At 69.2% G+C, this 24,826-nt stretch carries 18 protein-coding genes; 5 read left to right on the top strand and 13 right to left on the bottom strand.

Annotation, left to right across the window (positions count from 1 at the left end; all coding sequences use genetic code 11):
- Positions 1-200: 200 nt before the first annotated feature.
- The 6 genes from rpoC to M4D53_RS07045 all read right to left on the bottom strand — a co-directional run bounded on the left by rpoC (position 201) and on the right by M4D53_RS07045 (position 13,522).
- Positions 201-4,076 (bottom strand): DNA-directed RNA polymerase subunit beta', encoded by a 3,876-nt coding sequence (gene rpoC / locus M4D53_RS07070; protein ID WP_187663361.1) that lies wholly within the window; start codon positions 4,074-4,076, stop codon positions 201-203.
- A 108-nt stretch (positions 4,077-4,184) separates the two neighbouring features.
- A complete protein-coding gene (rpoB, locus tag M4D53_RS07065; RefSeq protein WP_259952987.1) occupies positions 4,185-7,688 on the bottom strand; it encodes a DNA-directed RNA polymerase subunit beta in 3,504 nt (1,167 codons plus the stop codon).
- 276 nt (positions 7,689-7,964) lie between these two features.
- Positions 7,965-9,764: an ABC transporter ATP-binding protein gene (locus M4D53_RS07060; RefSeq protein WP_259952985.1), complete on the bottom strand. Its 1,800-nt coding sequence runs from the start codon at positions 9,762-9,764 to the stop codon at positions 7,965-7,967.
- Positions 9,761-10,726, bottom strand: a complete 966-nt coding sequence (locus M4D53_RS07055; RefSeq protein WP_259952983.1) for an ABC transporter permease — start codon at positions 10,724-10,726, stop codon at positions 9,761-9,763. The genes M4D53_RS07060 and M4D53_RS07055 overlap by 4 nt, the downstream gene beginning before the upstream one ends.
- A 34-nt stretch (positions 10,727-10,760) precedes the next feature.
- Positions 10,761-11,765 carry an ABC transporter permease gene (locus M4D53_RS07050; protein WP_060922593.1) on the bottom strand — a complete coding sequence of 335 codons (1,005 nt, stop codon included), beginning with the start codon at positions 11,763-11,765 and terminating at the stop codon, positions 10,761-10,763.
- A gap of 83 nt (positions 11,766-11,848) precedes the next feature.
- Positions 11,849-13,522: an ABC transporter substrate-binding protein gene (locus M4D53_RS07045; RefSeq protein ID WP_187663358.1), complete on the bottom strand. Its 1,674-nt coding sequence runs from the start codon at positions 13,520-13,522 to the stop codon at positions 11,849-11,851.
- A gap of 167 nt (positions 13,523-13,689) precedes the next feature.
- On the opposite strand from M4D53_RS07045, the gene M4D53_RS07040 reads away from it, so the two are divergent.
- Positions 13,690-14,610 carry a sugar kinase gene (locus M4D53_RS07040; RefSeq protein ID WP_187663357.1) on the top strand — a complete coding sequence of 307 codons (921 nt, stop codon included), beginning with the start codon at positions 13,690-13,692 and terminating at the stop codon, positions 14,608-14,610.
- Positions 14,611-14,620: 10 nt separating this feature from the next.
- Here the strand turns inward: M4D53_RS07040 and M4D53_RS07035 are convergent, their stop codons facing one another.
- Genes M4D53_RS07035 through M4D53_RS07015 form a run of 5 tightly spaced genes read right to left on the bottom strand, consistent with a single transcriptional unit; the run spans position 14,621 to position 20,125 of the window.
- Positions 14,621-15,496, bottom strand: coding sequence for a MurR/RpiR family transcriptional regulator (locus M4D53_RS07035; protein ID WP_259952981.1), 876 nt, complete (start codon positions 15,494-15,496; stop codon positions 14,621-14,623).
- Positions 15,497-15,510: 14 nt separating this feature from the next.
- Complete coding sequence (locus M4D53_RS07030) at positions 15,511-17,019, bottom strand: glycoside hydrolase family 3 protein (protein WP_259952979.1); 1,509 nt, start codon at positions 17,017-17,019, stop codon at positions 15,511-15,513.
- Positions 17,016-17,849: a carbohydrate ABC transporter permease gene (locus tag M4D53_RS07025; RefSeq protein ID WP_187663354.1), complete on the bottom strand. Its 834-nt coding sequence runs from the start codon at positions 17,847-17,849 to the stop codon at positions 17,016-17,018. Before M4D53_RS07025 ends, M4D53_RS07030 begins: the two co-directional genes overlap by 4 nt.
- Entirely contained in the window at positions 17,846-18,820 is a 975-nt protein-coding gene (locus M4D53_RS07020; RefSeq protein WP_187663353.1) for a carbohydrate ABC transporter permease, read from the bottom strand. Before M4D53_RS07020 ends, M4D53_RS07025 begins: the two co-directional genes overlap by 4 nt.
- Positions 18,821-18,835: 15 nt before the next feature.
- Entirely contained in the window at positions 18,836-20,125 is a 1,290-nt protein-coding gene (locus M4D53_RS07015) for a sugar ABC transporter substrate-binding protein (protein ID WP_259952977.1), read from the bottom strand.
- Between the two features lie 147 nt (positions 20,126-20,272).
- Here M4D53_RS07015 and M4D53_RS07010 point away from each other — a divergent pair, with 147 nt between their 5' ends.
- The 4 genes from M4D53_RS07010 (at position 20,273) to M4D53_RS06995 (ending at position 23,572) form a co-directional block, all read left to right on the top strand.
- The gene (locus M4D53_RS07010) at positions 20,273-21,538 is read left to right on the top strand and encodes an LCP family protein (protein WP_187663351.1); all 1,266 of its coding nucleotides are present in this window, start codon (positions 20,273-20,275) and stop codon (positions 21,536-21,538) included.
- A 31-nt stretch (positions 21,539-21,569) separates the two neighbouring features.
- Positions 21,570-22,430 (top strand): spermidine synthase, encoded by an 861-nt coding sequence (locus tag M4D53_RS07005; RefSeq protein WP_259952975.1) that lies wholly within the window; start codon positions 21,570-21,572, stop codon positions 22,428-22,430.
- A gap of 81 nt (positions 22,431-22,511) precedes the next feature.
- Positions 22,512-23,039 carry a hypothetical protein gene (locus M4D53_RS07000; protein ID WP_187663349.1) on the top strand — a complete coding sequence of 176 codons (528 nt, stop codon included), beginning with the start codon at positions 22,512-22,514 and terminating at the stop codon, positions 23,037-23,039.
- A 44-nt stretch (positions 23,040-23,083) separates the two neighbouring features.
- Positions 23,084-23,572: a SprT-like domain-containing protein gene (locus M4D53_RS06995; RefSeq protein ID WP_187663348.1), complete on the top strand. Its 489-nt coding sequence runs from the start codon at positions 23,084-23,086 to the stop codon at positions 23,570-23,572.
- Between the two features lie 31 nt (positions 23,573-23,603).
- Here the strand turns inward: M4D53_RS06995 and M4D53_RS06990 are convergent, their stop codons facing one another.
- Together M4D53_RS06990 and M4D53_RS06985 are read right to left on the bottom strand one after the other, a co-directional pair.
- Complete coding sequence (locus tag M4D53_RS06990) at positions 23,604-24,119, bottom strand: DUF3054 domain-containing protein (protein ID WP_311198659.1); 516 nt, start codon at positions 24,117-24,119, stop codon at positions 23,604-23,606.
- A 26-nt stretch (positions 24,120-24,145) separates the two neighbouring features.
- Positions 24,146-24,808, bottom strand: coding sequence for a 2-phosphosulfolactate phosphatase (locus M4D53_RS06985; protein WP_259952971.1), 663 nt, complete (start codon positions 24,806-24,808; stop codon positions 24,146-24,148).
- Positions 24,809-24,826: the final 18 nt, after the last annotated feature.

Raw genomic sequence — 24,826 nt, 5'->3', positions numbered from 1 at the left:
CGACCCTACCGCGCCGCCCGCGCCCCGAAGCAGCGCCGAACCGTGTGCATAACTCAGGAGACCTGGGCCTCCATGCCGTCACGAGCAGCCGACGGCGGCCTGCCGTCCCGGTATCTCCGAAGTTGTGCACACCCGAACGGGCCGAGGGACGACGAAGGCCCCGGGGAGAACCCCGGGGCCTTCGTTCACTCACTCACACCTCAGTTGTAGGTACCGGGGGTGATGTCGTCCGTCGAGAACGCGTCGAAGTCGACGTAGCCGAAGTCGCCGTCCGCGTACGCACCGTCGGATGCGAAGATCCGGTTCGGGTAGCGCTCGCTCTTGGCTTCCTCGGTGGCCTCGACCGTGACGTCGCGGTACTTCGAGAGACCGGTTCCGGCAGGGATGAGCTTTCCGATGATGACGTTCTCCTTGAGACCGACCAGCGGGTCGCGCTTGCCCTCCATGGCGGCCTGCGTGAGCACGCGGGTCGTCTCCTGGAAGGACGCAGCGGACAGCCACGACTCGGTCGCGAGCGACGCCTTCGTGATACCCATCAGCTCCGGGCGACCGGACGCGGGGCGCTTGCCCTCGGCCACGGCCTCGCGGTTGATCTGCTGGTAGCGCTTCAGGTCGACCATCTCACCCGGCAGCAGGGTCGTGTCGGCGTGATCGACGACGGTGACCTTGCGGAGCATCTGACGGACGATGACCTCGATGTGCTTGTCGTGGATCGGCACACCCTGCGAGCGGTAGACGCCCTGGACGCCGCCGACGAGGTACTTCTGCACCTCACGGGCACCCATGACGCGCATGACCTCCTTGGGGTCGAGCGTGCCGACCTGCAGGGGCTGACCGACCGAGACGTGCTGGCCGTCCTCGACGAGGAGGGTGGCACGCTTCAGCACCGGGTAGACGACGGGCTCGTCGCCGTTGTCGGGCGTCAGGATGACCTTCTTGGCCTTCTCGGTCTCGTCGATCGTGATGCGGCCGTCGGCCTCCGCGATCGGCGACGCACCCTTGGGGGTACGCGCCTCGAACAGCTCCTGCACACGGGGCAGACCCTGCGTGATGTCATCCGCCGACGCCGAACCTCCGGTGTGGAAGGTACGCATCGTCAGCTGGGTACCGGGCTCACCGATCGACTGGGCCGCGATGATGCCGACGGCCTCGCCGATGTCGACGGTCTTGCCGGTCGCGAGCGAACGGCCGTAGCACTGCGCGCACACACCGACGGCGGAGTCGCACGTCAGGACCGAACGGACCTTGATGGTCTCGACACCGAGTCCGACGAGCTTGTCGATGAGCACGTCGCCCACGTCGTCGCCGGCCGAAGCGAGAACCTCGCCCGACTCGCTCACCACGTCGGAGGCCAGCGTGCGGGCGAACACCGAGTTCTCGACGTTCGCGTCGCGCACCAGCTCACCCTGCGAGTTCGGAGCGGCGATCGGGAGCTCGAGGCCCTTCGACGTGCCGCAGTCCTCTTCGCGGATGATGACGTCCTGCGAGACGTCCACCAGACGACGGGTCAGGTAACCCGAGTCGGCGGTACGCAGAGCGGTGTCGGCCAGACCCTTACGGGTACCGTGCGTCGCGATGAAGTACTCCGCCACCGACAGACCCTCGCGGTACGAGGAGATGATCGGACGCGGGATGATCTCACCCTTGGGGTTGTTCACCAGACCACGCATACCGGCGATGTTCCGGATCTGCAGCCAGTTACCACGGGCGCCGGAGGACACCATGCGGTTGATGGTGTTGTCCTCCGGGAAGTGCGCCTTCATCGCGGCCTGCACCTCGTCGGTCGCCTCGGTCCAGATCTTGATGAGCTCCTGACGACGCTCGGCGTCGGTCGTGAGGCCCTTCTCGTACTGGGACTGGACCTTCGCGGCCTGCTTCTCGTAGCCCGCGACGATCTCCGCCTTGTTCGGCGGGGTGAGGATGTCGCTCAGCGCGACGGTCACACCCGAACGGGTCGCCCAGTAGAAACCGGCGTCCTTGATGCGGTCCAGCGTGGCGGCCGTCTCGACCTTGGGGTACTCCTCGGCCAGCTTGTTGACGATCTGCGACAGCTTGCCCTTGTCGGCCTGCTCGCGCACGAAGGGGTAGCCCTTCGGGAGCGCGTCGTTGAAGATCGCCTGACCCAGCGAAGCGTCGACCAGGCCGTGCTTCTCGTAGCCCTCGGGAGCCTCGCCCTCGAGGAAGGCCAGACCCGGGATGCGGATGCGGACCTTCGCCTGCAGGTCGAGCGTGCCCTCGTCGTACGCGAGCTGTGCCTCGCCGACGGAGCCGAACGCACGACCCTCGCCCTTGGCGCCGGCCTTGACCGTCGTCAGGTGGTGCAGACCGATGATCATGTCCTGCGAGGGCAGGGTCACCGGACGGCCGTCCGACGGCTTCAGGATGTTGTTCGACGCGAGCATGAGCACGCGGGCCTCGGCCTGAGCCTCGACCGACAGCGGCAGGTGCACGGCCATCTGGTCACCGTCGAAGTCGGCGTTGAACGCCGCGCAGACGAGCGGGTGCAGCTGGATGGCCTTGCCCTCGACGAGCTGCGGCTCGAACGCCTGGATGCCGAGACGGTGCAGGGTGGGTGCACGGTTCAGCAGCACCGGACGCTCGCGGATGATCTCCTCGAGCACGTCCCAGACCTCGGGACGGGTGCGCTCGACGGCGCGCTTCGCGGCCTTGATGTTCTGCGAGTGACCGAGGTCGATCAGGCGCTTGATGACGAACGGCTTGAAGAGCTCGAGCGCCATCTGCTTGGGCAGACCGCACTGGTGCAGCTTCAGCTGCGGGCCGACGACGATGACCGAACGGCCCGAGTAGTCGACGCGCTTGCCGAGCAGGTTCTGGCGGAAGCGACCCTGCTTTCCCTTGAGCATGTCGCTCAGGGACTTCAGGGCGCGGTTGCCGGTACCGGTGACGGGGCGACCGCGGCGGCCGTTGTCGAACAGGGCGTCGACGGCCTCCTGCAGCATCCGCTTCTCGTTGTTGACGATGATCTCGGGGGCACCGAGGTCGATCAGGCGACGGAGACGGTTGTTGCGGTTGATCACGCGGCGGTACAGGTCGTTCAGGTCGGAGGTCGCGAAGCGGCCACCGTCGAGCTGGACCATCGGACGCAGCTCCGGCGGGATGACCGGGACGACGTCGAGAACCATCGCGGCCGGGCTCATGCCGGTCTCGAGGAACGAGCTGACGACCTTGAGGCGCTTGATCGCACGGATCTTGCGCTGGCCCTTGCCCTCCGAGATCTGCAGACGCAGGTTCTCGGCCTCGGCGGCCAGGTCGAAAGCGGCCAGGCGACGCTGGATCGCCTCGGCACCCATGTAGGCCTCGAAGTACTGGCCGAAGCGGTCCTGCAGCTCGTGGAAGACGTCGTCCTCCGGACGCAGGGCACCGACCTCGAGCGTGCGGAAGTCCTCCCACACGCGCTCCAGCTTCAGGATCGCCTCGTCGGCACCCTTGCGGATGAGCGACATCTCCTTCTCGGCGGCGTCCTTGACCTTCTTCTTGGCGTCGGCCTTGGCACCCTCGGCCTCGAGGGCCGCGAGCTCCTCCTCCAGCTTCGCCAGGCGCTCCGCGATCTTCGAGTCGCGGCGGTCGCCGAGCGTCTTCAGCTCGAGACGGATGTTGTTCTCCTGGGTGCCCAGGTCGCGGTGACGGGCATCCTCGTCGACCGAGATGACCATGTACGCGGCGAAGTAGATGACCTTCTCGAGGTCCTTCGGCGCCATGTCCAGCAGGTAGCCGAGGCGCGAGGGCACGCCCTTGAAGTACCAGATGTGGGTGACGGGAGCGGCGAGCTCGATGTGACCCATGCGCTCACGACGGACGGAGCTCTTGGTGACCTCCACGCCGCAGCGCTCGCAGACGATGCCCTTGAAGCGGACGCGCTTGTACTTGCCGCAGGCGCACTCCCAGTCACGGGACGGGCCGAAGATCTGCTCTCCGAAGAGACCGTCCTTCTCCGGCTTGAGGGTGCGGTAGTTGATGGTTTCGGGCTTCTTGACCTCGCCGTAGGACCACGCGCGGATGTGGTCTGCGGTCGCCAGGCCGATGCGAAGCTCATCGAAAGTTGTGGACTCGAGCACTAGTTCTCCTGTGTCGGAAATTCTTTTTGAGAAGTCTGGGCTTCGACGGGCTCAGCGACCCGGTGGGTCCTGATCCCAGGAACCTGGGTCCCTGAGCCCGTCGAAGGGTTAGATCTCGTCGATCGAGGCGGCCTCGAAGCGGCTGGAGATGTTGATACCGAGTTCCTCTGCGGCGCGGAACGCCTCGTCGTCGGTGTCGCGGAGGTTGACCAGCGTGCCGTCGGCCGAGAGGACCTCGACGTTCAGGCAGAGCGACTGCATCTCCTTCATGAGCACCTTGAACGACTCGGGGATGCCGGGCTCCTGGATGTTCTCGCCCTTGACGATCGCCTCGTACACCTTGACGCGGCCGAGGATGTCGTCGGACTTGATCGTGAGGAGCTCCTGGAGGGCGTACGCCGCACCGTAGGCCTCGAGGGCCCACACCTCCATCTCACCGAAGCGCTGTCCACCGAACTGCGCCTTACCACCGAGCGGCTGCTGGGTGATCATCGAGTACGGACCGGTGGAGCGGGCGTGGATCTTGTCGTCCACCAGGTGGTGGAGCTTCAGGATGTACATGTAGCCCACGGAGATCGGCGCCGGGAACGGCTCGCCGGAGCGGCCGTCGAACAGCTGCGTCTTGCCGCTCGAGTCGATCAGGCGCAGGCCGTCACGGGTCGGGAGCGTCGAGTCGAGCAGACCGGAGATCTCCTCCTCGCTGGCACCGTCGAACACCGGGGTGGCGACCTTGGTGCCGGGCGCGGCCTCGAAGGCCTGCTGCGGCAGCTTAGCGGCCCACTCCGGGGTGCCCTCGACCTTCCAGCCCTGCTTCGCGATCCACCCGAGGTGGGTCTCGAGCACCTGGCCGAAGTTCATTCGGCCCGGGATGCCGAGCGGGTTGAGGACGATGTCGACCGGCGTGCCGTCCGAGAGGAACGGCATGTCCTCGATGGGGAGGATCTTCGCGATGACACCCTTGTTGCCGTGGCGGCCGGCGAGCTTGTCACCCTCGGTGATCTTGCGCTTCTGGGCGATGTAGACCACGACGCGGCGGTTGACGCCGGAGCCGAGCTCGTCGTCGCCGTCCTCGGCGTTGAACTCCTTGACCGCGATGATCGTGCCCTGCTCGCCGTGCGGCACCTTCAGGGACGTGTCGCGGACCTCGCGGCTCTTCTCGTTGAAGATCGCGCGGAGCAGGCGCTCCTCGGCCGACAGCTCGGTCTCGCCCTTCGGCGTGACCTTGCCGACGAGGATGTCGCCGGGGCGGACCTCGGCGCCGATGCGGATGATGCCGCGCTCGTCGAGGTCCTTCAGCAGCTCCGGGCTGACGTTGGGGAGGTCACGGGTGATCTCCTCCTTGCCGAGCTTCGTGTCGCGGGCGTCGACCTCGTACTCCTCGATGTGGATCGAGGAGAGGGTGTCGTCCTTCACCAGGTCCTGGCTCAGGATGATGGCGTCCTCGAAGTTGTAGCCCTCCCACGTCATGAACGCGACGAGGAGGTTCTTTCCGAGGGCCAGCTCGCCGTTCTCGGTGGCGGGGCCATCGGCGATGACCTCTCCGACCTCGACGCGCTCACCGGCGTTGACGACGACCTTCTGGTTGTAGGAGGTGCCCTGGTTCGAGCGGTCGAACTTGCGCAGGTGGTACTCCTGCGTGCCGCCCTCGTCGAGCATGACCACGACGCGGTCCGCGGAGACCTCGGAGACGACACCGGCCTTCTCGGCGGTGATCACGTCACCGGCGTCGATGGCGGTGTAGCCCTCCATACCGGTTCCGACGAGAGGCGAGTCGCTGCGGAGCAGCGGCACGGCCTGACGCTGCATGTTGGCGCCCATGAGCGCGCGCTGCGCGTCGTCGTGCTCGAGGAAGGGCACGAGCGAGGTCGCGACCGACACCATCTGGCGCGGCGAGACGTCGATGTAGCCGATCTCCTCCGGGAGGAACAGGTCGACCTCACCGCTGCCGCCCTTCGGGCGCGCGAGCACGTGGCTCTCGCGGAAGCGACCCTTCGCATCGAGCGGCGCGTTGGCCTGCGCGATGTTGTAGTCGACCTCCTCGGAGGCGGTCAGGTAGTCGATCTGGTCGGTCACGACACCGTCGACGACCTTGCGGTACGGGGTCTCGATGAAGCCGAACGAGTTGATGCGCGCGAAGGTCGCGAGCGCACCGATCAGGCCGATGTTCGGGCCTTCCGGGGTCTCGATCGGGCACATGCGGCCGTAGTGCGAGGGGTGGACGTCACGGACCTCGACGCCGGCGCGGTCGCGGCTCAGACCACCGGGGCCCAGAGCCGACAGACGACGCTTGTTGGTCAGACCCGCGAGCGGGTTGTTCTGGTCCATGAACTGCGACAGCTGCGAGGTTCCGAAGAACTCCTTGATCGCGGCGACGACGGGACGCACGTTGATCAGGGTCTGCGGCGTGATGGCCTCGATGTCCTGCGTGGTCATACGCTCGCGGACGACGCGCTCCATGCGGGACAGACCGGTGCGGACCTGGTTCTGGATCAGCTCGCCGACCGCGCGGATGCGACGGTTGCCGAAGTTGTCGATGTCGTCGGTCGCGAGACGGATCTCGGTCTTCTTGCCGCCGCGGATGCCCTCGAAGGTCTCCTCGGTGCCCGCGTGCAGACGCACGAGGTACTTGATGGTGGCGACGATGTCCTGCACCGTCAGCACCGACTCCGTCAGCGGGGTGTCGAGACCCAGCTTGTGGTTGATCTTGTACCGGCCGACCTTGGCGAGGTCGTAGCGCTTCGGGTTGAAGTAGAAGTTGTCGAGCAGCGCGCGGGCGGCCTCGGCGGCGACCTGCTCGCCCGGACGCAGCTTGCGGTAGATGTCGCGCAGCGCGTCTTCCTTGGTGACGATGGTGTCCTTCGCGAGCGTCTCCTCGATCGAGGTGTAGCCGGCGAACTCCGCGAGGATCTCCTCGCTGGTCATGCCCAGCGCCTTGAGGAAGACCGTGACGGACTGCTTGCGCTTGCGGTCGACGCGGACGCCGACCTGGTCGCGCTTGTCGATCTCGAACTCGAGCCACGCGCCGCGGCTCGGAATGACGCGCGCCGACACGATGTCCTTGTCGGACGTCTTGTCGGGGGTCTTGTCGAAGTAGACACCCGGCGAGCGCACGAGCTGCGAGACGACGACGCGCTCGGAGCCGTTGATGATGAACGTGCCCTTGTCGGTCTGCAGCGGGAAGTCGCCCATGAAGACCGTCTGAGTCTTGATCTCACCCGTGAGGTGGTTCATGAACTCGGCCTCGACGTAGAGCGGGGCCGCGTACGTCTTGCCGCGCTCCTTGCACTCCTCGATGGAGTACTTCTCGGGCTCGAGGTACGGGTTCGTGAACGACAGCTGCATCGTCTCGCCGAGGTCCTCGATCGGGGAGATCTCCTCGAAGATCTCGCCCAGACCGCTGTTCTCGTTCACGTCGGTGCGACCGGCGGCCTTGGCCTCGGCCACGCGCGCCTTCCAGGCGTCGTTGCCGACCAGCCAACCGAAGGACTCGGTCTGCAGGGCGAGAAGGTCCGGGACCGTCAGCGTGTCGGAGATCTTGGCGAACGAGAGACGGGAAGCTCCGCGTCCGTTCTTGGTGGTGGTGGATGTGGATGCGTTGGGAGCAGCAGCCAAGGGAATAACCTCCGTGAGCCCCGCAGGGCTTCTCGATTCCTTTGTCGTCAGGTGGAGTGCGCTCAGAAGCTCACGAGATGCCGACCACCATATGAGGGCAGGGAGAAGCGAGCGCAACTACCAACTATAGACGCGATCTCACGACATGGCAAGCGCAATCCTTGACCAATCTTCCTCGCTGCGGTAATGGGACGGCCGAGACCCCGCCTTCGCGTCGAAACCCCGCCCTCGCCGCGGGGGCAGGGCGGGGTTTCGACGCGAAACCGGGGTCTCGGGTCAGGACGCGATGTTGAGCTCGTTGCCGGGGATCGAGGCGAGGAGGCGGCGCGTGTAGGGGTCACGGGGGTTCGTGAAGATCTCCTCCGACGACGCGGCCTCCACGAGCTTCCCGTCCTTCATCACGCACACGTAGTCGCTGATGAGCCGCACCACCGCGAGGTCGTGCGAGATGAACAGGTAGCTCAGGCCGTACTCCCGCTGCAGGTCGCCCAGCAGCCGCAGGATCTGGTCCTGCACGAGCACGTCGAGCGCCGACACGGGCTCGTCGCACACGATGAGGTCAGGCGACAGGGCCAGTGCCCGCGCGATCGCCACGCGCTGACGCTGCCCGCCGGAGAGCTCGGACGGGTAGCGCCGCAGCATCGACTGCGGCAGCGCGACGTCGTCCAGGAGCTGCCGCACGCGCTTGCGCCGGTCTGCTCCGCTCCCCCGCTTGTAGAACTCCAGCGGCTCCGCGATCAGCCGCTCGATCGTGAACATGGGGTTCAGGCTGGAGTACGGATCCTGGAAGATGGGCTGCACCCGCTGCCGGAAGTCCTTCGTCTCCGCGCGGCTCAGGGTCGAGATGTCCTTGCCCTCGTAGCGGATGAGGCCGCTCGTGGGCTCGATCACCTTGAGGAGCATGCGCGCGGTCGTGGTCTTGCCCGACCCCGACTCCCCCACGATCGCGACGGTCTCGCCGCGCGGGATCGCGAGCGAGACGCCGTCGACCGCGACGAAGTCCTCGTGCTTGCCGCGCACGGGGTACACCTTCGTGAGGTTCTCGATCTCGACGATGTTGCCCTTCGACGAGCTCAGGGACCCAGCCTTCTCCTGGGTCGCTGAGCCTGTCGAAGCGCCCTCCTGGGTCGCTGAGCCTGTCGAAGCGCCCTCCTGGGTCGCTGACCCGGCCTCCTCCTGGGTCGCTGAGCCTGTCGAAGCGCCCTGCACGAAGGCTTCCGGGCGCAGCCGTGCCACCGCGACCGACGGCGCGGCCTTCACGAGCGACTGGGTGTACGGGTGCTGCGGATCCTCGAGGATCTGCCGCGCGGGACCCTGCTCGACGACCTTGCCGCGGTGCATCACGATCACCCGCTCGGCCCGCTCGGCGGCGAGCCCGAGGTCGTGCGTGATGAGGAGCACGGCGGTGCCGAGCTCCCTGGTCATCTCGCCGATCTGGTCGAGGATGGTCTGCTGCACGGTCACGTCCAGGGCGCTGGTGGGCTCGTCCGCGATGAGCAGCCGCGGCTTGCACGCCAGCCCGATCGCGATGAGCGCCCGCTGCCGCATGCCGCCGGAGAACTCGTGCGGGTACTGCTTCGCACGGCTCTCCGGATCCGGGAGGCCGGCGGCGGTGAGCGCCTCGACGACCTTGGACTGCACGTTCTGCCGGGTGGCGAGGCCGTGGGCGAGCAGCGTCTCGGCGACCTGGGTGCCGATCTTCGCGACCGGGTTGAGGTTGGACATGGGGTCCTGCGGCACGAGGCCGATGTCCCGTCCGCGGATCGACCGCAACTCGTTCTCGGAGGCGCGGGAGATCTCCCGCCCGTCGAGTCTGATGCTGCCGGCGGCCACCTTCCCCCCGCCCGCGAGCAGACCGATGATCGCCATCGCGGTGGTCGACTTGCCGGAACCGGACTCGCCGACGATCGCCACCGTCTCCCCGGGGCGGATCTCGAGGTCGACGCCCTCGACGGCGTGCACGACGCCGTCCATGGTGGCGAAGTCCACCGCCAGGCCCTCGACCGACAGCAGGGGCTCGTCCGCCATGCCGTTCTCCTTCGCGGCGCGCACGGCGCCCTCGTCATGGATGTTCATCGTGCCCTCGTCCTCGGGTCCATGGCCTCACGCAGCGCCTCGCCGAGCAGGGTGAAGCCCAGCGCGGTGACGGCGATGCAGATGCCGGGGAGGAACGCCAGCCACGGGGCGATCGCCAGCTCGGCCTGTGCGTACGTGAGCATGCGGCCCCACTCGGCGGTCGCGGGCCCGCCGCCGCCGAGACCGAGGAACGACAGCGCTGCCGCGTCGATGACCGCGGTCGCGAGGGTCAGGGTGCCCTGCACGATGACCGGACCGATGGCGTTCGGGAGGACGTGCGACATCGTGATCCGGCCGCGGCCGAGGCCGAGTGTCTGCGCCGACAGCACATAGTCGCTGGAGCGCTGCTGGAGCATGGACGCCCGCAGCAGGCGCGCGAAGATCGGCACCTGGGAGGCCCCGATGGCGATCATCACGGCGTACGGCGTCTGTCCGAGGATCGCGGCGATCGACACCGCCAGCAGCAGGTTCGGCACCGACAGGATGATGTCGACGACGCGCATGATGACCGTGTCGACCCAGCCGCCGAACGTGCCGGCGAGGAGTCCGAGGATCATGCCGCCGACGAGACCCATCGCGGTGGAGACGACGCCGATCAGCAGCGACGCCTGCGCGCCCCAGATGAGCTTCGACAGCACGTCGCCGCCGAACCGGTCCAGACCGAGCGGGAACTGCGGCAGCTCCCCCGGGCCGGGGATGTGCGTGGGCGTGATCTCCTTCGCCCCAGGGAGCGCGGTCTCGGGGTACGGAGCGAGGACCGGCGCGAGCACCGCGACGAGCAGGAAGAGGAGCACGATGACGGCGCCGATCCACGCCGTCGGGTTGCGCCGGAGCCGGCGGAAGACGTCGCGCCAGAAGCCGCCGCCGCCGTCCTTGAGGTCGGCCTGGGCGATCGCGACGGTGTCGATGCTCCCGCCGCTCTCGGCGGACGGGCCCTGTGCGGGTGGGAGGGCGATGCTCATGCGAGCGCCTCCTTTCGGATGAGGGAGGAGGACATCACTGCACTCTCACTCTCGGATCGATGAAGCTGTACGACACGTCCACGGCCAGGTTGATGAGGGCGTAGGCGATCGCGATGAAGATGATGAACCCCTGCAGCACCGGGAAGTCGCGCGTGAAGATCGCCCGCGCGAGGAACGACCCGATGCCGGGGAAGGCGAACACCGTCTCGGTGAGCACCGCCCCCGAGATGAGCAGTCCCGTCTGCAGACCGATCGTCGTGATGACCGGGAGCATGGCGTTCCGGAGGATGAACCGGCTGCGCAGGGTGGCGGAGCCCACGCCCTTCGCCCGCCCCGTCCGCACGTAGTCGGCGTTCTGCACCTCCAGCACGCTCGCCCTGGTGATGCGGACGATGATCGCGAGCGGGATGGTGCCGAGGGCGAGCGCCGGGAGGATCAGGTGGAGGATCGCATCCCATGCGGCGTCGAACTCCCCCGTGATGATGCCGTCCCAGACGTAGAAGCCCGTGGGATGGGTCGCATCGATCCGTGGATCCTGCCGACCGTCCGAGGGCAGCCAGCCCAGCTGCACGGCGAAGACGTACTTGAGGATGAAGGCGAGGAAGAACACCGGGATCGTGATGCCGATGAGGCTCAGCACGACCGACGCGTGATCGGTGAACTTTCCGTGGCGACGGGCCGCCCAGTATCCGAGCGGGATGCCGACCCCGATGGCGAAGATGAGCGCCGCGACGCTCAGCTCGATCGTCGCGGGGAATCGGCGGAGGAACTCCTCCGTGACCGGCCGGTTGGTCTGGATGGACGTACCGAAGTCGCCCTGCAGCAGCCGGGTGACCCAGATGAAGTACTGCTCGATGAGGGGCTTGTTGAAGCCGTAGAGCTCGTTGACCCTGGCGATGGCCTCCGGGGTGGCCTTCTCGCCGAGGAGGGCGACCGCGGGGCCGCCGGGGAGGGCCCTGACCCAGGCGAACAGCAGGATGCTGAGCCCGAACAGGGTGGGGATGAGGAACAGCAGTCGCCTGCCGATGGTGCGCAGCACAGAGTTCTCCGTCGATCAGAAGGTACGCCGTGCCCCGGTTCCGCAGGAGCGGAACCGGGGCTCGGCATATCAAAAGGTCAGGCCTACTTCGTGAGGACGATGTCCGTGAAGACCTCGTCGTTCACCGGGCTGGCGGGGTAGCTCTCGACGCGCGGGTCGAAGGCGAGCGTCGGCGCCGGGTGCGCGAGCGGGACGCCGGGGATGAACTCCGCGACCATCTCGTTGATGTCCTCGTACAGCGCCGTCTGGTCGTCGAGGTTGGAGACCCCGCGCGCCTCGGTCAGCGCCTGGAACAGCTCCGGGTTGTCGAAGCCCCACTCGGAGCTCTTCTGGCCGAAGAAGACGCCGACGAAGTTGTCGGTGTCGTTGTAGTCGCCGGTCCAGCCGAGCAGGTGGATGCCGTGGTCGGCGGTGCCGGTGGTGCGGTCGAGGTACTCGACCCACTCCTCGGAGACCGGGGTGGTCTCCACGCCGACCTCGGAGAGCTGCGACGACAGGACGGTGTAGATCTGCTCGGGGTCCGGCATGTACGGACGCGAGACGTTGACCGGGTAGTTGAAGTCCAGCGCCAGCGGGTTCGCCTCGTCGTAGCCCGCCTCCGCGAGGAGCTCCTTGGCCTTCTCCGGGTCGTAGTCGTAGGTCGTGACCTCGTCGTTGTAGCCGTTGACCACCGGCGGGACGAACTGCGTCGCCTTCTCGGTGCCCTCCGGGAGGACCTGGCTGATGAGGGCGTCCTTGTCGATCGCGTAGGACAGCGCCTCACGCACCTTCGGGTCCTGCAGCTCCGGGATCGCCTGGTTGAAGGCGAGGTAGAGGATCGTGAACGGGGGACGCGACACCATGGTGAAGTCGTCCTCCTCCAGCGCCTTCGTGTCGGCGGGGCCCACGAGGTCGTAGCCGTCGATGGAACCCGACTCGAGCGCCTGGCGACGGGCCGTCGGGTCGTCGATGGTGCGGAAGATGATCTCGTCGATCTGGCCGGCCTCGCCCCAGTAGTCGTCGTAGGCCTTGAGCGTGACCTGCTCGCCCGGTGCCCACTCCTCGAACTGGTAGGGGCCGGTGCCGACCGGGTGTCCCATGGCGTACTCGGAGAGCTGCGGGGCCTCGGCGGTGCCGCCGACCTCGTCAGCGCCGAACTCCTGCATCGCCGAGGGGCTCTGCATGCCGAAGGCCGGCAGCGACAGCGAGGCGATGAAGCCGGCGAACGGCTTGTTCAGCTCGATGGTGACGGAGTTGTCGCCGTCCGGCGTGCACGACTTGTAGACCGCGTCCTCCGGGTTGGAGGCGTAGCCCTTGAAGAGCTTGTTGTAGTAGTACCCGAAGGCCTCGGAGGCGGCGAGACCGGTCCAGTTGTACCAGCGGTCGAAGTTGGCACAGACGGCCTCGGCGTTGAACGGGGTGCCGTCCTGGAAGGTCACGCCCTCCTTCAGCGCGAAGGTGTGGGACATGCCGTCCTCGGACGACTCCCACGACTCCGCCAGCAGCGGTGCCGGGTCGGCCGTGCCGGGTTCCGTGCCCACCAGACCCTCGAAGATCTGGCGGGAGACGCGGAAGGTCTCGCCGTCCTGCGCGAACGCCGGGTCGAGGCTCGCGGGATCCGAGGAGGCGGCGAAGACGAAGGTGCCGTCGACGTCACCCGATCCTTCCGACCCGTTGTCCCCGCGCTCGCTGGCGACGCATCCGGCGAGTGCGAGAGCGGCGATGGTCGCTCCGGTGACGGCGGCGAGTCCTCGCCGAGGCATGGCTGACTGGTGCATGTGTGTATGACCTTCCCTGTCGGGCGCTTCCTTGCGCGTCTCCGGGCATCGTCGCCGCGGAGACGGTGATTCCTCGAAGGTACCCAGCGGCCCGGCGGATGCCAAGAGTCCGATGTTGCGATCCGGTATCGACGCGGGGCCGCCGTCGATCCGGTAATGTCCAGAACGTGCCGGACACCACTCCCCTCGTCGTGTGCCTGGGCGAGGGCCTGGTCGCCCTCGTCTCCGCCACCGCCGGGCCGCTCGAGACCTGCCGCACGTTCCACCGCTCCCTCGCCGGGGCGGAGTGGAACACCGCGATCGCACTCGCCTCCGCCGGCATCCGGACCGCGGTCGTGTCCCGCGTCGGAGACGACGGGTTCGGACGGTTCCTCACCGCCGAGCTCCGTGCGCACGGGGTCGACGACCGCGCCGTCGAGGTCGACCCGGTCGCGCCGACGGGGCTCTACGTCAAGGAGCTCTCGCCGCGGACGGACGGCGCCGTGGACGGGACCATGCACTATTACCGTGCGGGGTCGGCCGCGGCGGCGCTGTCACCGGGTTCGCTGGAGTCGCCGGTGGCGACGGAGCTGCTCGCCGCGGCAGCCCTCGTGCACACCTCTGGCATCACGCCGGCGCTCTCTCCGTCCGCACGCGCCGCCCAGGAGGCCCTGGTGGCGGCGCCCCGACCCGGCCGCCTCGTCAGCTTCGATCTCAACTGGCGCCCCGCGCTGTGGCGGGGGCGGGAGGACGAGGGGCGTGCCCTGCTCACCGACCTCGCCCACCGCGCCGACATCGTCTTCTGCACCCGGCCGGATGCCGAGGCCGTGTTCGGGACGAGCGCACCGGACGACCTGCGGACGCTGTTCCCCGAGCCGCGGTACCTGGTCGTGACCCACCCCGCCGGTGCCGTCGCGTTCGACGGCGCGGAGCGCGCGGCCAGCGACGCCCTCGACGTACCGGTCGTGGAGACGATCGGAGCGGGCGACGCGTTCGCCGCGGGCTTCCTCGCGGGCGTCCTGACCGGTCTGACCCTGGGTGGGAGCCTGGCCCGCGCCCACCGCATCGCGACGCGCGCGATCACCAGCACGCGGGACCACGTCGACTGACCGGGCGACCTCAGTCCGCGTGACGTCCACGCCGCGGCGGGACCGCGTCGTGCGTGCGCTGCAGCGACACCGCGACGTGCTCGCCCCGGTGCTGCACGATCCGCACGAAGAGCACATCGATGAGCGCGAGCTGCGCGATGCGGCTCGACATGGCGGCCATCCGGAACGGCGACTCCTGGGCCTGGCTGAGGAGCACGACGTCGGCGATGGCCGCGAGCGGGGAGTCCGCAGCGCTCGTCACCGCCACCGCGAGTGCACCCGTGGCCCGCGCGACCTCCAGGGCGCGGACCGTCTCGGCCGTCTCGCCGCCGTGTGAGAAGGCGATCGCCACGTCGGCGGACGACCGCAACGAGGCCGCGGTGATCGCGAGGTGCGGATCGGCCGAGTGGGTCACCGAGCAGCCGATCCGGGACAGCTTGAGCTGGAGATCCTGGGCGGTCAGCGACGACGCCGCCTGCCCGAACAGGTCGATGTGCCGGGCGACGACCACCGCCCGCGCGACCCGGTCGAGGGCGTCCGCGTCCAGGGCCCGTGCCGTCTTCTCGATCGCGTCGATCTCCTGCGCGGCGAGCTTCGCGGCGATCGCGGCCGGCCCGTCGTCCCGGTCGATAGCCGTGGAATCGAGTCCGAAGCGGGCCTGCTGCGCCTGTGCGAGGGTGACCGCGCGGGCGACGGCCACCCGGAGTTCCCGATAGCCGCTGTAGCCCAACGACTGCGCGAACCGGGCGACGGTCGAGAGCGAGGTCTGGCAGAGCTGCGCGAGGTCGTTGATCGCGAGGTCCACCACGAGGGTGGGGTCCCCGAGGATCCTCTCGGCGACGCGTCCCTCCGCCGCGCTGAGCTTGGGGAGGGAGCGCCGCACCACGGCCAGAACGTCGTCGTCCATGCGCTGATCCCGTCTCAACCGGCGGCGGTCGTCCTCTGTCGGGGCACGAAGCGGCCGAGGAGCGCGTCCCGCGCGGTCTGAGCGCCGAGCCGGCTGGCGGCACCGACCTCGATGGTGGGCAGCGGCAGCGGCTCCTGTACGTGCAGGCCGACGTTCACCACGACCGCTCCCGGATCCCGGAGCGCGGTCCGCTCGATGAGTGCGCGCTGCGCCGGCTCCGCATCCGGCCGGTCCACGAGGACGACCGTCGTGCCGGTCGCCGCGGCGACCTCGTCGATCACGGCGTCCTGCTCGTCCACGGTGCGCGCGGCCACGTCGAGCCGCACCCGGACGCCGTCTCCCGCGAGCGCTTCGGCCACGTAGGAGGCGGCGCTGTCCACCGCGAGCGTCGAGCGACGTCGGGCGTCGATCACCGCCAGGGCGTCGGCGGCCTCGGGTGCGACGCCGGTCAGCGACACGGACCGACGGACGATCTCGGCGGCGTCGAACGCGGCGATCTCCTCGTCCGAGGCATCGCTCGTGCGCAGCCGGGTGGCGAGGGCCGACACCCGCGCGGCGGCCTCCTCGACGCGCTCCCGGGAGAGCGAGCCGTCACGCAGCGCGGCCACGATCCCGTCGCGGGCGGCGAGGAAGTCGCGGCGGTCCTGGTCGGGAAGGGCGGCGTCGCCGGGGTTGGTCGGGTTTCCGATGCACAGGAGGTCGGCGCCGGCGGCCAGAGCGAGGGCGGCGCCTCCTCCCAGCCCGACGGTCTCGCGGATCGCGGCCATGTCCAGCGCATCGGTGATGATGACGCCCCGGAAGCCCCACTCCCGCAGCATGCCGAGCACACGCGGGTTGAGGGTCGCCGGCTGCGCGCCCCACGCCGGGACGACGATGTGCGCGGTCATGATCGCGTCGACGCCCGCCTCGACGGCCGCCCGGAACGGCTCGAGGTGCACGCGTTCGTACTCGGCCACGTCGAGCGCGATCTCGGGAAGCGCGTGATGCGAGTCGAGGTGGGTGTCGCCGTGACCGGGGAAGTGCTTGACGCACGCGGCGACGCCGCCGTCCTGGATGCCGTCGACCGTGGCGACGACGTGGCGCGTCACCAGCGCCTCGTCGGATCCGAACGAGCGCACGCCGATGACGGGGTTGCGCGGGTCGGTGTTGACGTCGGCGACCGGACCGAGCACCACGTTCGCACCGACGGCGCGCACGCGACGGGCGAGCTCCGCTCCGGTCCGCTCCGACGCGACCACGTCGTCGAGGGCACCGAGCTGCGCGGCGCCGGGAAGGGTCGAGCCGCTCCCGGACTCCAGCCGCGTGACGCTGCCGCCCTCCTCGTCCACGCCGATCAGGGCGTCCGGGTTCGCGTCGAGGATCTGCGCACTCAGCGCGGGCAGTCCCTCTCCCACGTTCTGTCCGAAGTACACGACTCCGGCCAGGCCGTCGCGCAGCTCCTCCACGAGCCAGGCGGGCGCCGTGGTGCCGAGGAACCCGGGCCAGAGCACGCCGTTCGCGAGGCGCTCGAGCTCGTCGGTCATCCCTTCACCGCTCCCGCGACCATGCCGGCGGAGAGCCGGCGCTGCACGATGACGAAGAAGATCATGACGGGCACGGTGATGATCGTGGAGGCGGCCATGATGCTGCCCCAGTCGTTCGAGTACAGGCCGAAGAACGACTTGAGCCCGATCGAGACCGTGTACTGGTCGGTCTGCGCGCCGAGGATCGTCATGGCGAAGATGAACTCGTTCCACGCCGTGATGAAGCTGAAGATGCTCGTCGCGACGAGGCCGGGCATCACCAGGGGCAGCAGGATCGAGCGGAACATCCGCCACCAGCTCGCGCCGTCGATGTAGGCGGCCTCCTCGAGCTCGACCGGGACGGCGGCGACGAAGCCGCGCAGCATCCAGATGCCGAACGCGAGCGACAGCGCCACGTAGACCACCATGAGGCCGATGATGCTGTTCAGCAGGCCGAGGCTCTTCACCTGGAGGAACAGCGGGATGACCAGGGCCTCGAGCGGCACCATCTGCACCACGAGGATCATCATCAGGACCGTGGTGCGGAACTTGAAGCGGAACCGCGCCACGGCGACCGCCGCGAGCAGGCAGACGATCGCGCTGACGAGCACCGTGACGAGGGCCACGATGGCGGAGTTGCGCAGGTAGGTGCCGAAGCCGCCCTCGGTGAGCACGAAGGCGAAGTTGTCCCACGTGAACTCCTGCGGGAGGAGCGACTGCCCACCGCTGGAGGCCTTGCCGTCGAACGCGCTGGAGACCATCCAGTAGACGGGGAACAGCGTGAAGATGAGGACGGCGGCGACGCCGATGCCGAGTCCGATGCGCGACCGGAGCCTGGGGCGGGGGTTCACAGCTCGTCCTCCTTCATGAGGGAGCGGATGTAGACGATCGTGATGCCGATCAGCACGAGGGTCAGCAGCACCGCCAGCGCGGCGCCGAACCCGTAGCGGTTCTGACCGAACGACTCCACGTACGACCACACGCCGAGGTTGAGCACCTGACGGTTGCCGCCGCTGCCGCCGGGCATGAGGTAGACCTGCGCGAAGACCTTGAAGTCCCAGATCGTCGACAGGATGATGACGACGGAGAAGACGGGCTTGAGCGTCGGGAAGATGATCTTCCAGAAGCGGCGCCACGCGCCGGCCCCGTCGAGCGCCGCGGCCTCGAGCATCTCCTTCGAGACGCCCAGGAGGCCGGCGAGCACGGTGATGGCCACGAACGGGAAGCCGTGGTGGACGACGTTCAGCAGCACGATCGCGTAGAACGACCACTGGTTGGTGAACCAGTTGACCTGACCGTCGATGAGGCCGAGGTCCTGCAGGACGCTGTTGAAGATGCCGCGGTCGGCATCGAAGATGAAGGTCCAGACGTACGTGCCGGTCACGGCGGGCATCGCCCACGCGACCATGATGCAGCTGGAGACGATGGTGCGCCACACGGTGCCCAGCCGCGCCAGCAGCAGCGCCACGAGGGTTCCGAGTGCGACGGTGGTGAACACCGCGACGGCCGCGAAGCCGACCGTGTTGGGGAGCACCACCGTCCACAGGGTCGGATTGGTGAGCGCCTCGGCGTAGTTGTCCAGCCCGATCCAGTTGCTCTCACCGGTGTTGATCTCGCGCAGACCGTAGTCCTGCAGCGAGTAGAGGAACACCTGCACGAGCGGCCAGAGCATCAGCCCCGCGAGGATGATCAGCCCGGGGGCGAGGAGGAGCCAGGGGCGGGCCGTGACGATCGAGAGACCCCGACGCTTCCGGCCGCCGGCCACGGAGGCGGAGGAGGGCTCCGCCTTCGTGGCCGGCAGTGGCGCTTGCACCATCGACATGGAAGGAATGGTTCCTTACTGGTTGAGCAGTTCGGTCATCTCGGCAGCGGCGTCCTTCGTCGCGGTCGCGACGTCCTTCTGCCCGCTGAGGATGGCCTGGATCATGGCGTTGGTGGTCTTCTTCGCCTGCACGGCGCCGAAGTTCGGCGTGACCGGGACGGACGCGCCGCCGTCGACCATCTGCTCGGCGAACGGTGCGACGAGCGGGTCGGTCGAGGCGAGGGCCTCCTCCATCGCGGACTGGACGCCAGGGAAGTAGCCGGTCTCGTCGGACCACTGCTCGGCGAACTCACCGGTGGTCATGAGCTTGACGAACTCCCACGCGAGGTCGGCGTTCTTCGTGGTGTTGAACACCGACAGGTGCGAGCCGCCGAGCACGGAGGGCGCGATGCCGCCGTCCTGGCCGGGGATCACGGCGGCGCCGATCTTGCCCTCGAGCTCGGGGTTGGCCTCGATGAGGGCGTTCGGCGTCCAGGAGCCGGAGAGCATCATCGCGACGTTGCCCTGCGTGAAGGCGTCCCGGAGGTCGGTCTCCTTCCACGTGGTCGCACCGGCCGACGAGAAGCCGTGCTCGGTGGCCAGACCCGTGTAGAACTCGATGCCGGCCTGCGACTCGGCGCTGTCGAGCTCGCTGGTCCAGGTGTCGCCGTCCTTCGTGGCGATCTCGCCGCCGGCGCCCCAGACCCAGGGGTAGACCTGGAACTCGGCGTCGCCCGCGACGGGGAAGGGCAGCATGTCGGGCTTGGCGGCCTTGATGGCCTCACCCGCGGCGACGATGTCGTCCCAGGTCTTCGGAGCCTCGAGACCGAGCTCCTCGAACACGTCGGTGCGGTAGACGATGGAGCGGACGCCGGCGTACCACGGCATGCCGTACAGCTCGTCCTCGTAGGTGCCGGCGACGGCGAGGCCCTCGACGAGGTCGTCGCGGAGGCCGTCCTCGGCGTCGACGTACTCGTCGAGCGGGAGGAGCGCGCCGGCGTCGGCGAACTCCGCGGTCCAGGTGGTGCCGGTCTCGGCGATGTCCGGGGTCGTGCTCCCGGCGATCGAGGTCACGAAGCGGTCGTGGGCGTCGGCCCACTGGATCTCCTCGATGGTGACCTTCGCACCGGTCTCCTCCTCGAAGGCCTCCGAGACCTTGTCGTAGAAGGCGGTCGCGTCGGGGTTGGTCCCCTTCATGATCCAGACGGTCAGCTCCTGGCCCTCGCCGTTGGTCGAGCCGTTGTCACCGCTGCCGCCGGCACAGCCGGCCAGAGCGATCGTGGCGACGGCGCCGAGCGCCACCGCCGGAAGAATGCGCTTGTGCATGGGGGGATCTCCTCTTTGAAAGTCCAGGTGTGCATCGGGTGCGTACCGGGGATAGGAAAAAGTATTCACGACTAACTAATTCCCTGCAAGTTCCTCCCAGAATCGTCACACCGCCGTAACATCAGGCCTCCGGGGTAGGCTCCCCGCATGCCCCGACGTGGATCTGACGCCGACCGCCGCCCACTCCCCCGGCATGCCCCGCACCCTGCACGCGGACGCGCGTCCCGCGTGCTCCGCGGGCTCGGGATCGGACTCGCCGTGGTGCTGGTCTCGACCGCGGCGGTCGCCGGGTTCCTCGTCTGGGACGTGTTCAACCGCGTGGGCGACGGGGCCGTCACCCTGGAGGGTGCACCGCAGGTCGACCCGCCCACCCTCGGCGCGTATCCCGACGACAAGGCCTTCAGCATCCTCATCGTGGGCACGGACGAATGCGGCCCGAAGGCCACCGCGCTCTTCGATGAGCGCTGCGCCGAGGCGGACGGCCTCAGTCGGAACGACGTGAACCTCCTCGTGCACGTCTCCGCCGCCCCGCGGAACGTGACCGTCGTCTCCCTCCCCCGCGACCTCGGCGTGCCCGTGCCGGAATGCACCCGCGAGGACGGCTCCGTCGCGTCGGCGATGGAGAAGGCATCGATGAACTCGCTGTTCGAGCACGCCGGCCTCTCCTGTATCGCGAAGACCGTGAGCGAACTGGGTGACATCCCCGTGGAGTTCGCCGCCAAGATCAGCTTCGACGGCGTCATGGCCGTCACCGATGCGATAGGCGGGGTCGAGGTCTGCATCGCCGGCGACGGCATCCGCGACCGCCACACGGGCATCGACTGGCCGGCGGGCATGCGGACGGTCTCGGGCGTGGAGGCGCTCCAGTTCATCCGCACCCGGCACGGCGTGGGGGACGAGAGCGACCTCGCCCGCATCTCCAATCAGCAGCAGTACATGTCGCGACTGGCCAAGAAGGTGCTGAGCGAGGAGACGCTGACCGACATCCCCAAGGTGCTCCGGCTGACGAACGCCATCGCCGACAACATCGACCCCAGCGACGAGCTCGCCGACCCGCTGCGGCTGGCGCAGCTCGCGCTCGCTCTCAAGGACGTGAGGTTCGGCGACTTCGCCTTCGTGCAGTATCCGAACGTCGTCGACCCGTTCGACGACGACAAGGTCGTGCCCGACGAGGACGCCGCCGCCGCGCTCTGGGATGCGGTGAGGGCCGGCAAACCGCTGCAGCTCACCGGAGACGTGACGACGCACCGCGGCGTGGAGCTCGTCACCCCCGCTCCCACGGCGCCCACGGCCCCGGAGTCGGACCCCGGTCCCGAGGCGACCGCAACGCCGGATGCCCGCGCGACCCTCCCGCCGGAGGTCTCGGGCCAGACCCTCGAGCAGGAGACCTGCGCGGTGGGCAACCAGCGCTGACCCGAGGCGGGCGCGGCGTAGGCTCGACGACATGGGACGGACGCGATCACGGGATGCCGAGCACCCGCAGACCCGTCTCGACCACGGCGGAATCGCCCGCATCGTCCCCTCCGAGTTCACGAGCGGCTTCGAGCTCGTGGTCGACGAGACCCCGCAGTCCCACGTCGATCTGGACGACCCCACCCACCTGCACTTCGAGTACATCGTGCGGATGGGCGCCGTGATCGACCAGCTCCGCCCCGGACCGCTCACCGCCGTCCACCTCGGCGCCGGCGCCCTGACGATCCCCCGCTACATCGACGCGACGCGGCCGGGGTCCCGTCAGCAGGTCATCGAGCTGGAGGCCCCGCTCGTCCAGCTCGTCCGCGAGCACCTCCCGCTGCCGAAGGGGGCGGCGATCCGCCTGCGCATCGGCGATGCCAGGGAGGGAGTCCGCAAGCTCCCGGCCGCCCTGCACACCGCCTGCGATCTCGTCGTCTCCGACGTGTACTCGGGCGCGCAGACCCCCGCCCACCTCACGAGCGTGGAGTTCTACCGCGAGCTCGCCGCGCTGCTCGCGCCCGGCGGGGTGCTGCTGGTCAACGTCGCCGACGGCCCCGGTCTCGCGTTCGCCCGTCGACAGGCCGCGACGATCGCCGAGGTCCTTCCGGAGATCGGCATCCTCGCCGACACCCAGGTGCTCAAGGGCCGCCGCTTCGGCAATCTCGTGCTGGCGGCATCCGCCGCGCCGCTGCCGACGGAGTGGCTGCCGCGGATACTGGCCGCCGGCCCGCACGCCGCGAAGATCGCCCAGGGGGACGAGGCCCGCGCCTTCCTCCAGGGGGCCCGCATCGTCACCGATGCCGACGCGGTCGCCTCCCCGCGCCCGGATGCGTCGCTGTTCCTGCGCTGACCGGGCGCGCCGCCCCGAGGAGCGCGGAAGCGGCAGGCAGACTGGACGGGGACAGTCGCGGGGACGCGCGGAAGGAGAGCAATGAGTTTGATCCGGGGATACGACCAGGAGAGCCTCCGCGAACGCGTCGACCTCGATGAGTGCGCCGCCCGCCTGGACGAGATCGAGGAGCAGCGGAGCCTTCCCGCCCTGCTCGAGCGCGTGTGGCTGCTGAAGGTGCTCGGTCGCCTCGACGACGCCCTCGTCCTCGCCGACGAGGCCGTGCGGCAGGCCCGCATGGCCGGCACGCGCAAGGACGTGCTCCGCGCCCGCGTGCTCCACGCCACGATCCTGCAGTACCGCGGGGCCCACGCCGCCGCCGAGCAGGAGCTGGCCACCTGCGCCACGGAGGCCGAGGGCCAGCGTTGGCTGTCGATCGCCGCGTTCGCCTACCAGCACCACGGCAAGAACGCCTACGACGCGGGAGACTACGAGACCGCGCGGGAGAGCTTCAAGCAGTCGCTGTTCCTGCGGCGCGAGTCCGGCGCCGAGGACCGCGAGCTCGAGACGGTGCTGCTGGCCATCGAGGCCGTGGAGCGTCGTCGTCCGGCGCAGCTCGTCGCGGGCTGACGCCGATGCGCCTGAGTGTCCGCGGCATGCCTTAGCCTGAGCGCATGGCGGAACTTGACCGCGTGCGCGTCTGGGGCGAGGCACTGATCCGGTTGCATCTCGACGACAGCTGGTCGTTCGACTTCGACCATGCCAAGCGTCGCGCCGGGCAGTGCGACTACACGCGCAAGCGCATCACCGTGTCGCGGTATCTCGCCGCCCGCTTCGAGGACGACGACATCCATCAGGTGCTGCTGCACGAGGTCGCGCACGCGCTCGCCGGGCACAAGGCGGCGCACGGTCCGGCGTGGAAGCGCGTGGCGCGCGACCTGGGCTACGTCGGCGGTACGACGCATCACGGGGAGACCGCGGTCGAGCTCGCCCCCTGGGTGGGGCGATGCCCGGCCGGACACGTCACGTACCGCCACCGGCGCCCGACGCGAGCCACGTCCTGCGCCCGGTGCTCCCGCACATTCGACGCGCAACATCTGTTCGCCTGGACGCGTCGTGAGATCACCACCGACGCCCGGCTCGCGGCGCAGGCGCCGCGCTGAGTCCTGCCGGAGCGGCGCGAGCGGAGCCGTGTCAGGCCGACGGGCCGCCGGGACGGGCCTGCTCATCGGAGGCGGATCGGTTCTCCTCATCGGGCGTGTGCGCCTCATCCTCCGGCGCCACCTCTTCGGCGACCGGTGCGGCCTCCGGAGCGGGCACGGCGGAGTCCTCCCCCGTCGCAGCCGCCGCGGTCACGCGTCGGCGACGGACGAGCGCGGTGAGCCCACGCCAGCCGAGCAGGAACACGCCGAGCACGAGCGTCGCCACGATGACGAAGGGCAGCTCCGCGGTGTCTCCGCTGAGCAGCCGCAGCAGCATGCCGCCGACGACCGTCACCGCCCAGACCACCGCGCCCCACGGCAGCGACCACGGCCGACGCGGGCGCCCGGGGAGCAGCGCCGCGACAGCGTGCCCGAGCAGCAGGGCGACGAGGAAGGGCCAGGCCGTGAGAAGGAACCCTGCCGGGTCCTCCTGGTGGGAGGCCCGGCCGATGGCGGCGAAGACGAGGACGAGGACGGCGTCGACGAGGAGAGCGGGGAGGAACCTCATTCCTCGACCCTACGCGGAAGGCGCGCTCACTCGTAGCGCGTGAACCGCCCGTCGCGCAGGACGGGGACGGTGTCCGCGGCATCGAGGACGGCCGCGTCGGCGGTGCTGGTCGGCTCCAGTCCGGCGGCCCGGATCCGATCGGTGGCCGGGACGCCGGCCTGCAGCTCGCGTCCGGAACCCGTCGCCCCGATCAGGTGCTTCACCGCGCGCCGCAGGGCACGGAAGCCCTCCGCTGCCACGGCCGCGTCCGGCGCCGTGTGGTCGATGCCGAGGTCGGTCAGAGCCGCGGCGATCGCGCCGGCCCCGAGCTGGTCCTCCACCGCGACGCGCAGCTCCCCCGCGGCGTCGAGCTCCCCCGCCGGGATGAGTGCCACCGAGGTGCGGCCCTGCCGGCGCTCCTGCTCGACCTGCACGGCCCTGGCCACGGCACCGGCGTTGCGGATCGCCCCCAGCAGGACGGTGGCCCCGGTCGAGGCGGCGGCATCGGCCACCGCCGCCCCGTTCCGCGACCATCCGAGGGCTGTCGAGAGGTCGACGTCCGTTCCCGCGGCCACCGCGTCGACGACCGTCGAGGAGAACCGGAGGACGTCGATCACCACGACCACGTCGGCCGGGGCGAGGCGGGCGAGCCCTGACACCCCCCAGTCGAGTCGGACCTGGTACGGGGACTGATCGAACGGCGACGGCATCCGTCCAGCCTAGAGCCG

Origin of the sequence: Microbacterium meiriae (assembly GCF_025143875.1) — a bacterium.
GTDB lineage: Bacteria > Actinomycetota > Actinomycetes > Actinomycetales > Microbacteriaceae > Microbacterium > Microbacterium meiriae.
Note: the sequence above shows the minus strand (reverse complement) of the source record. Positions and strands in the feature narration are given on the sequence as shown.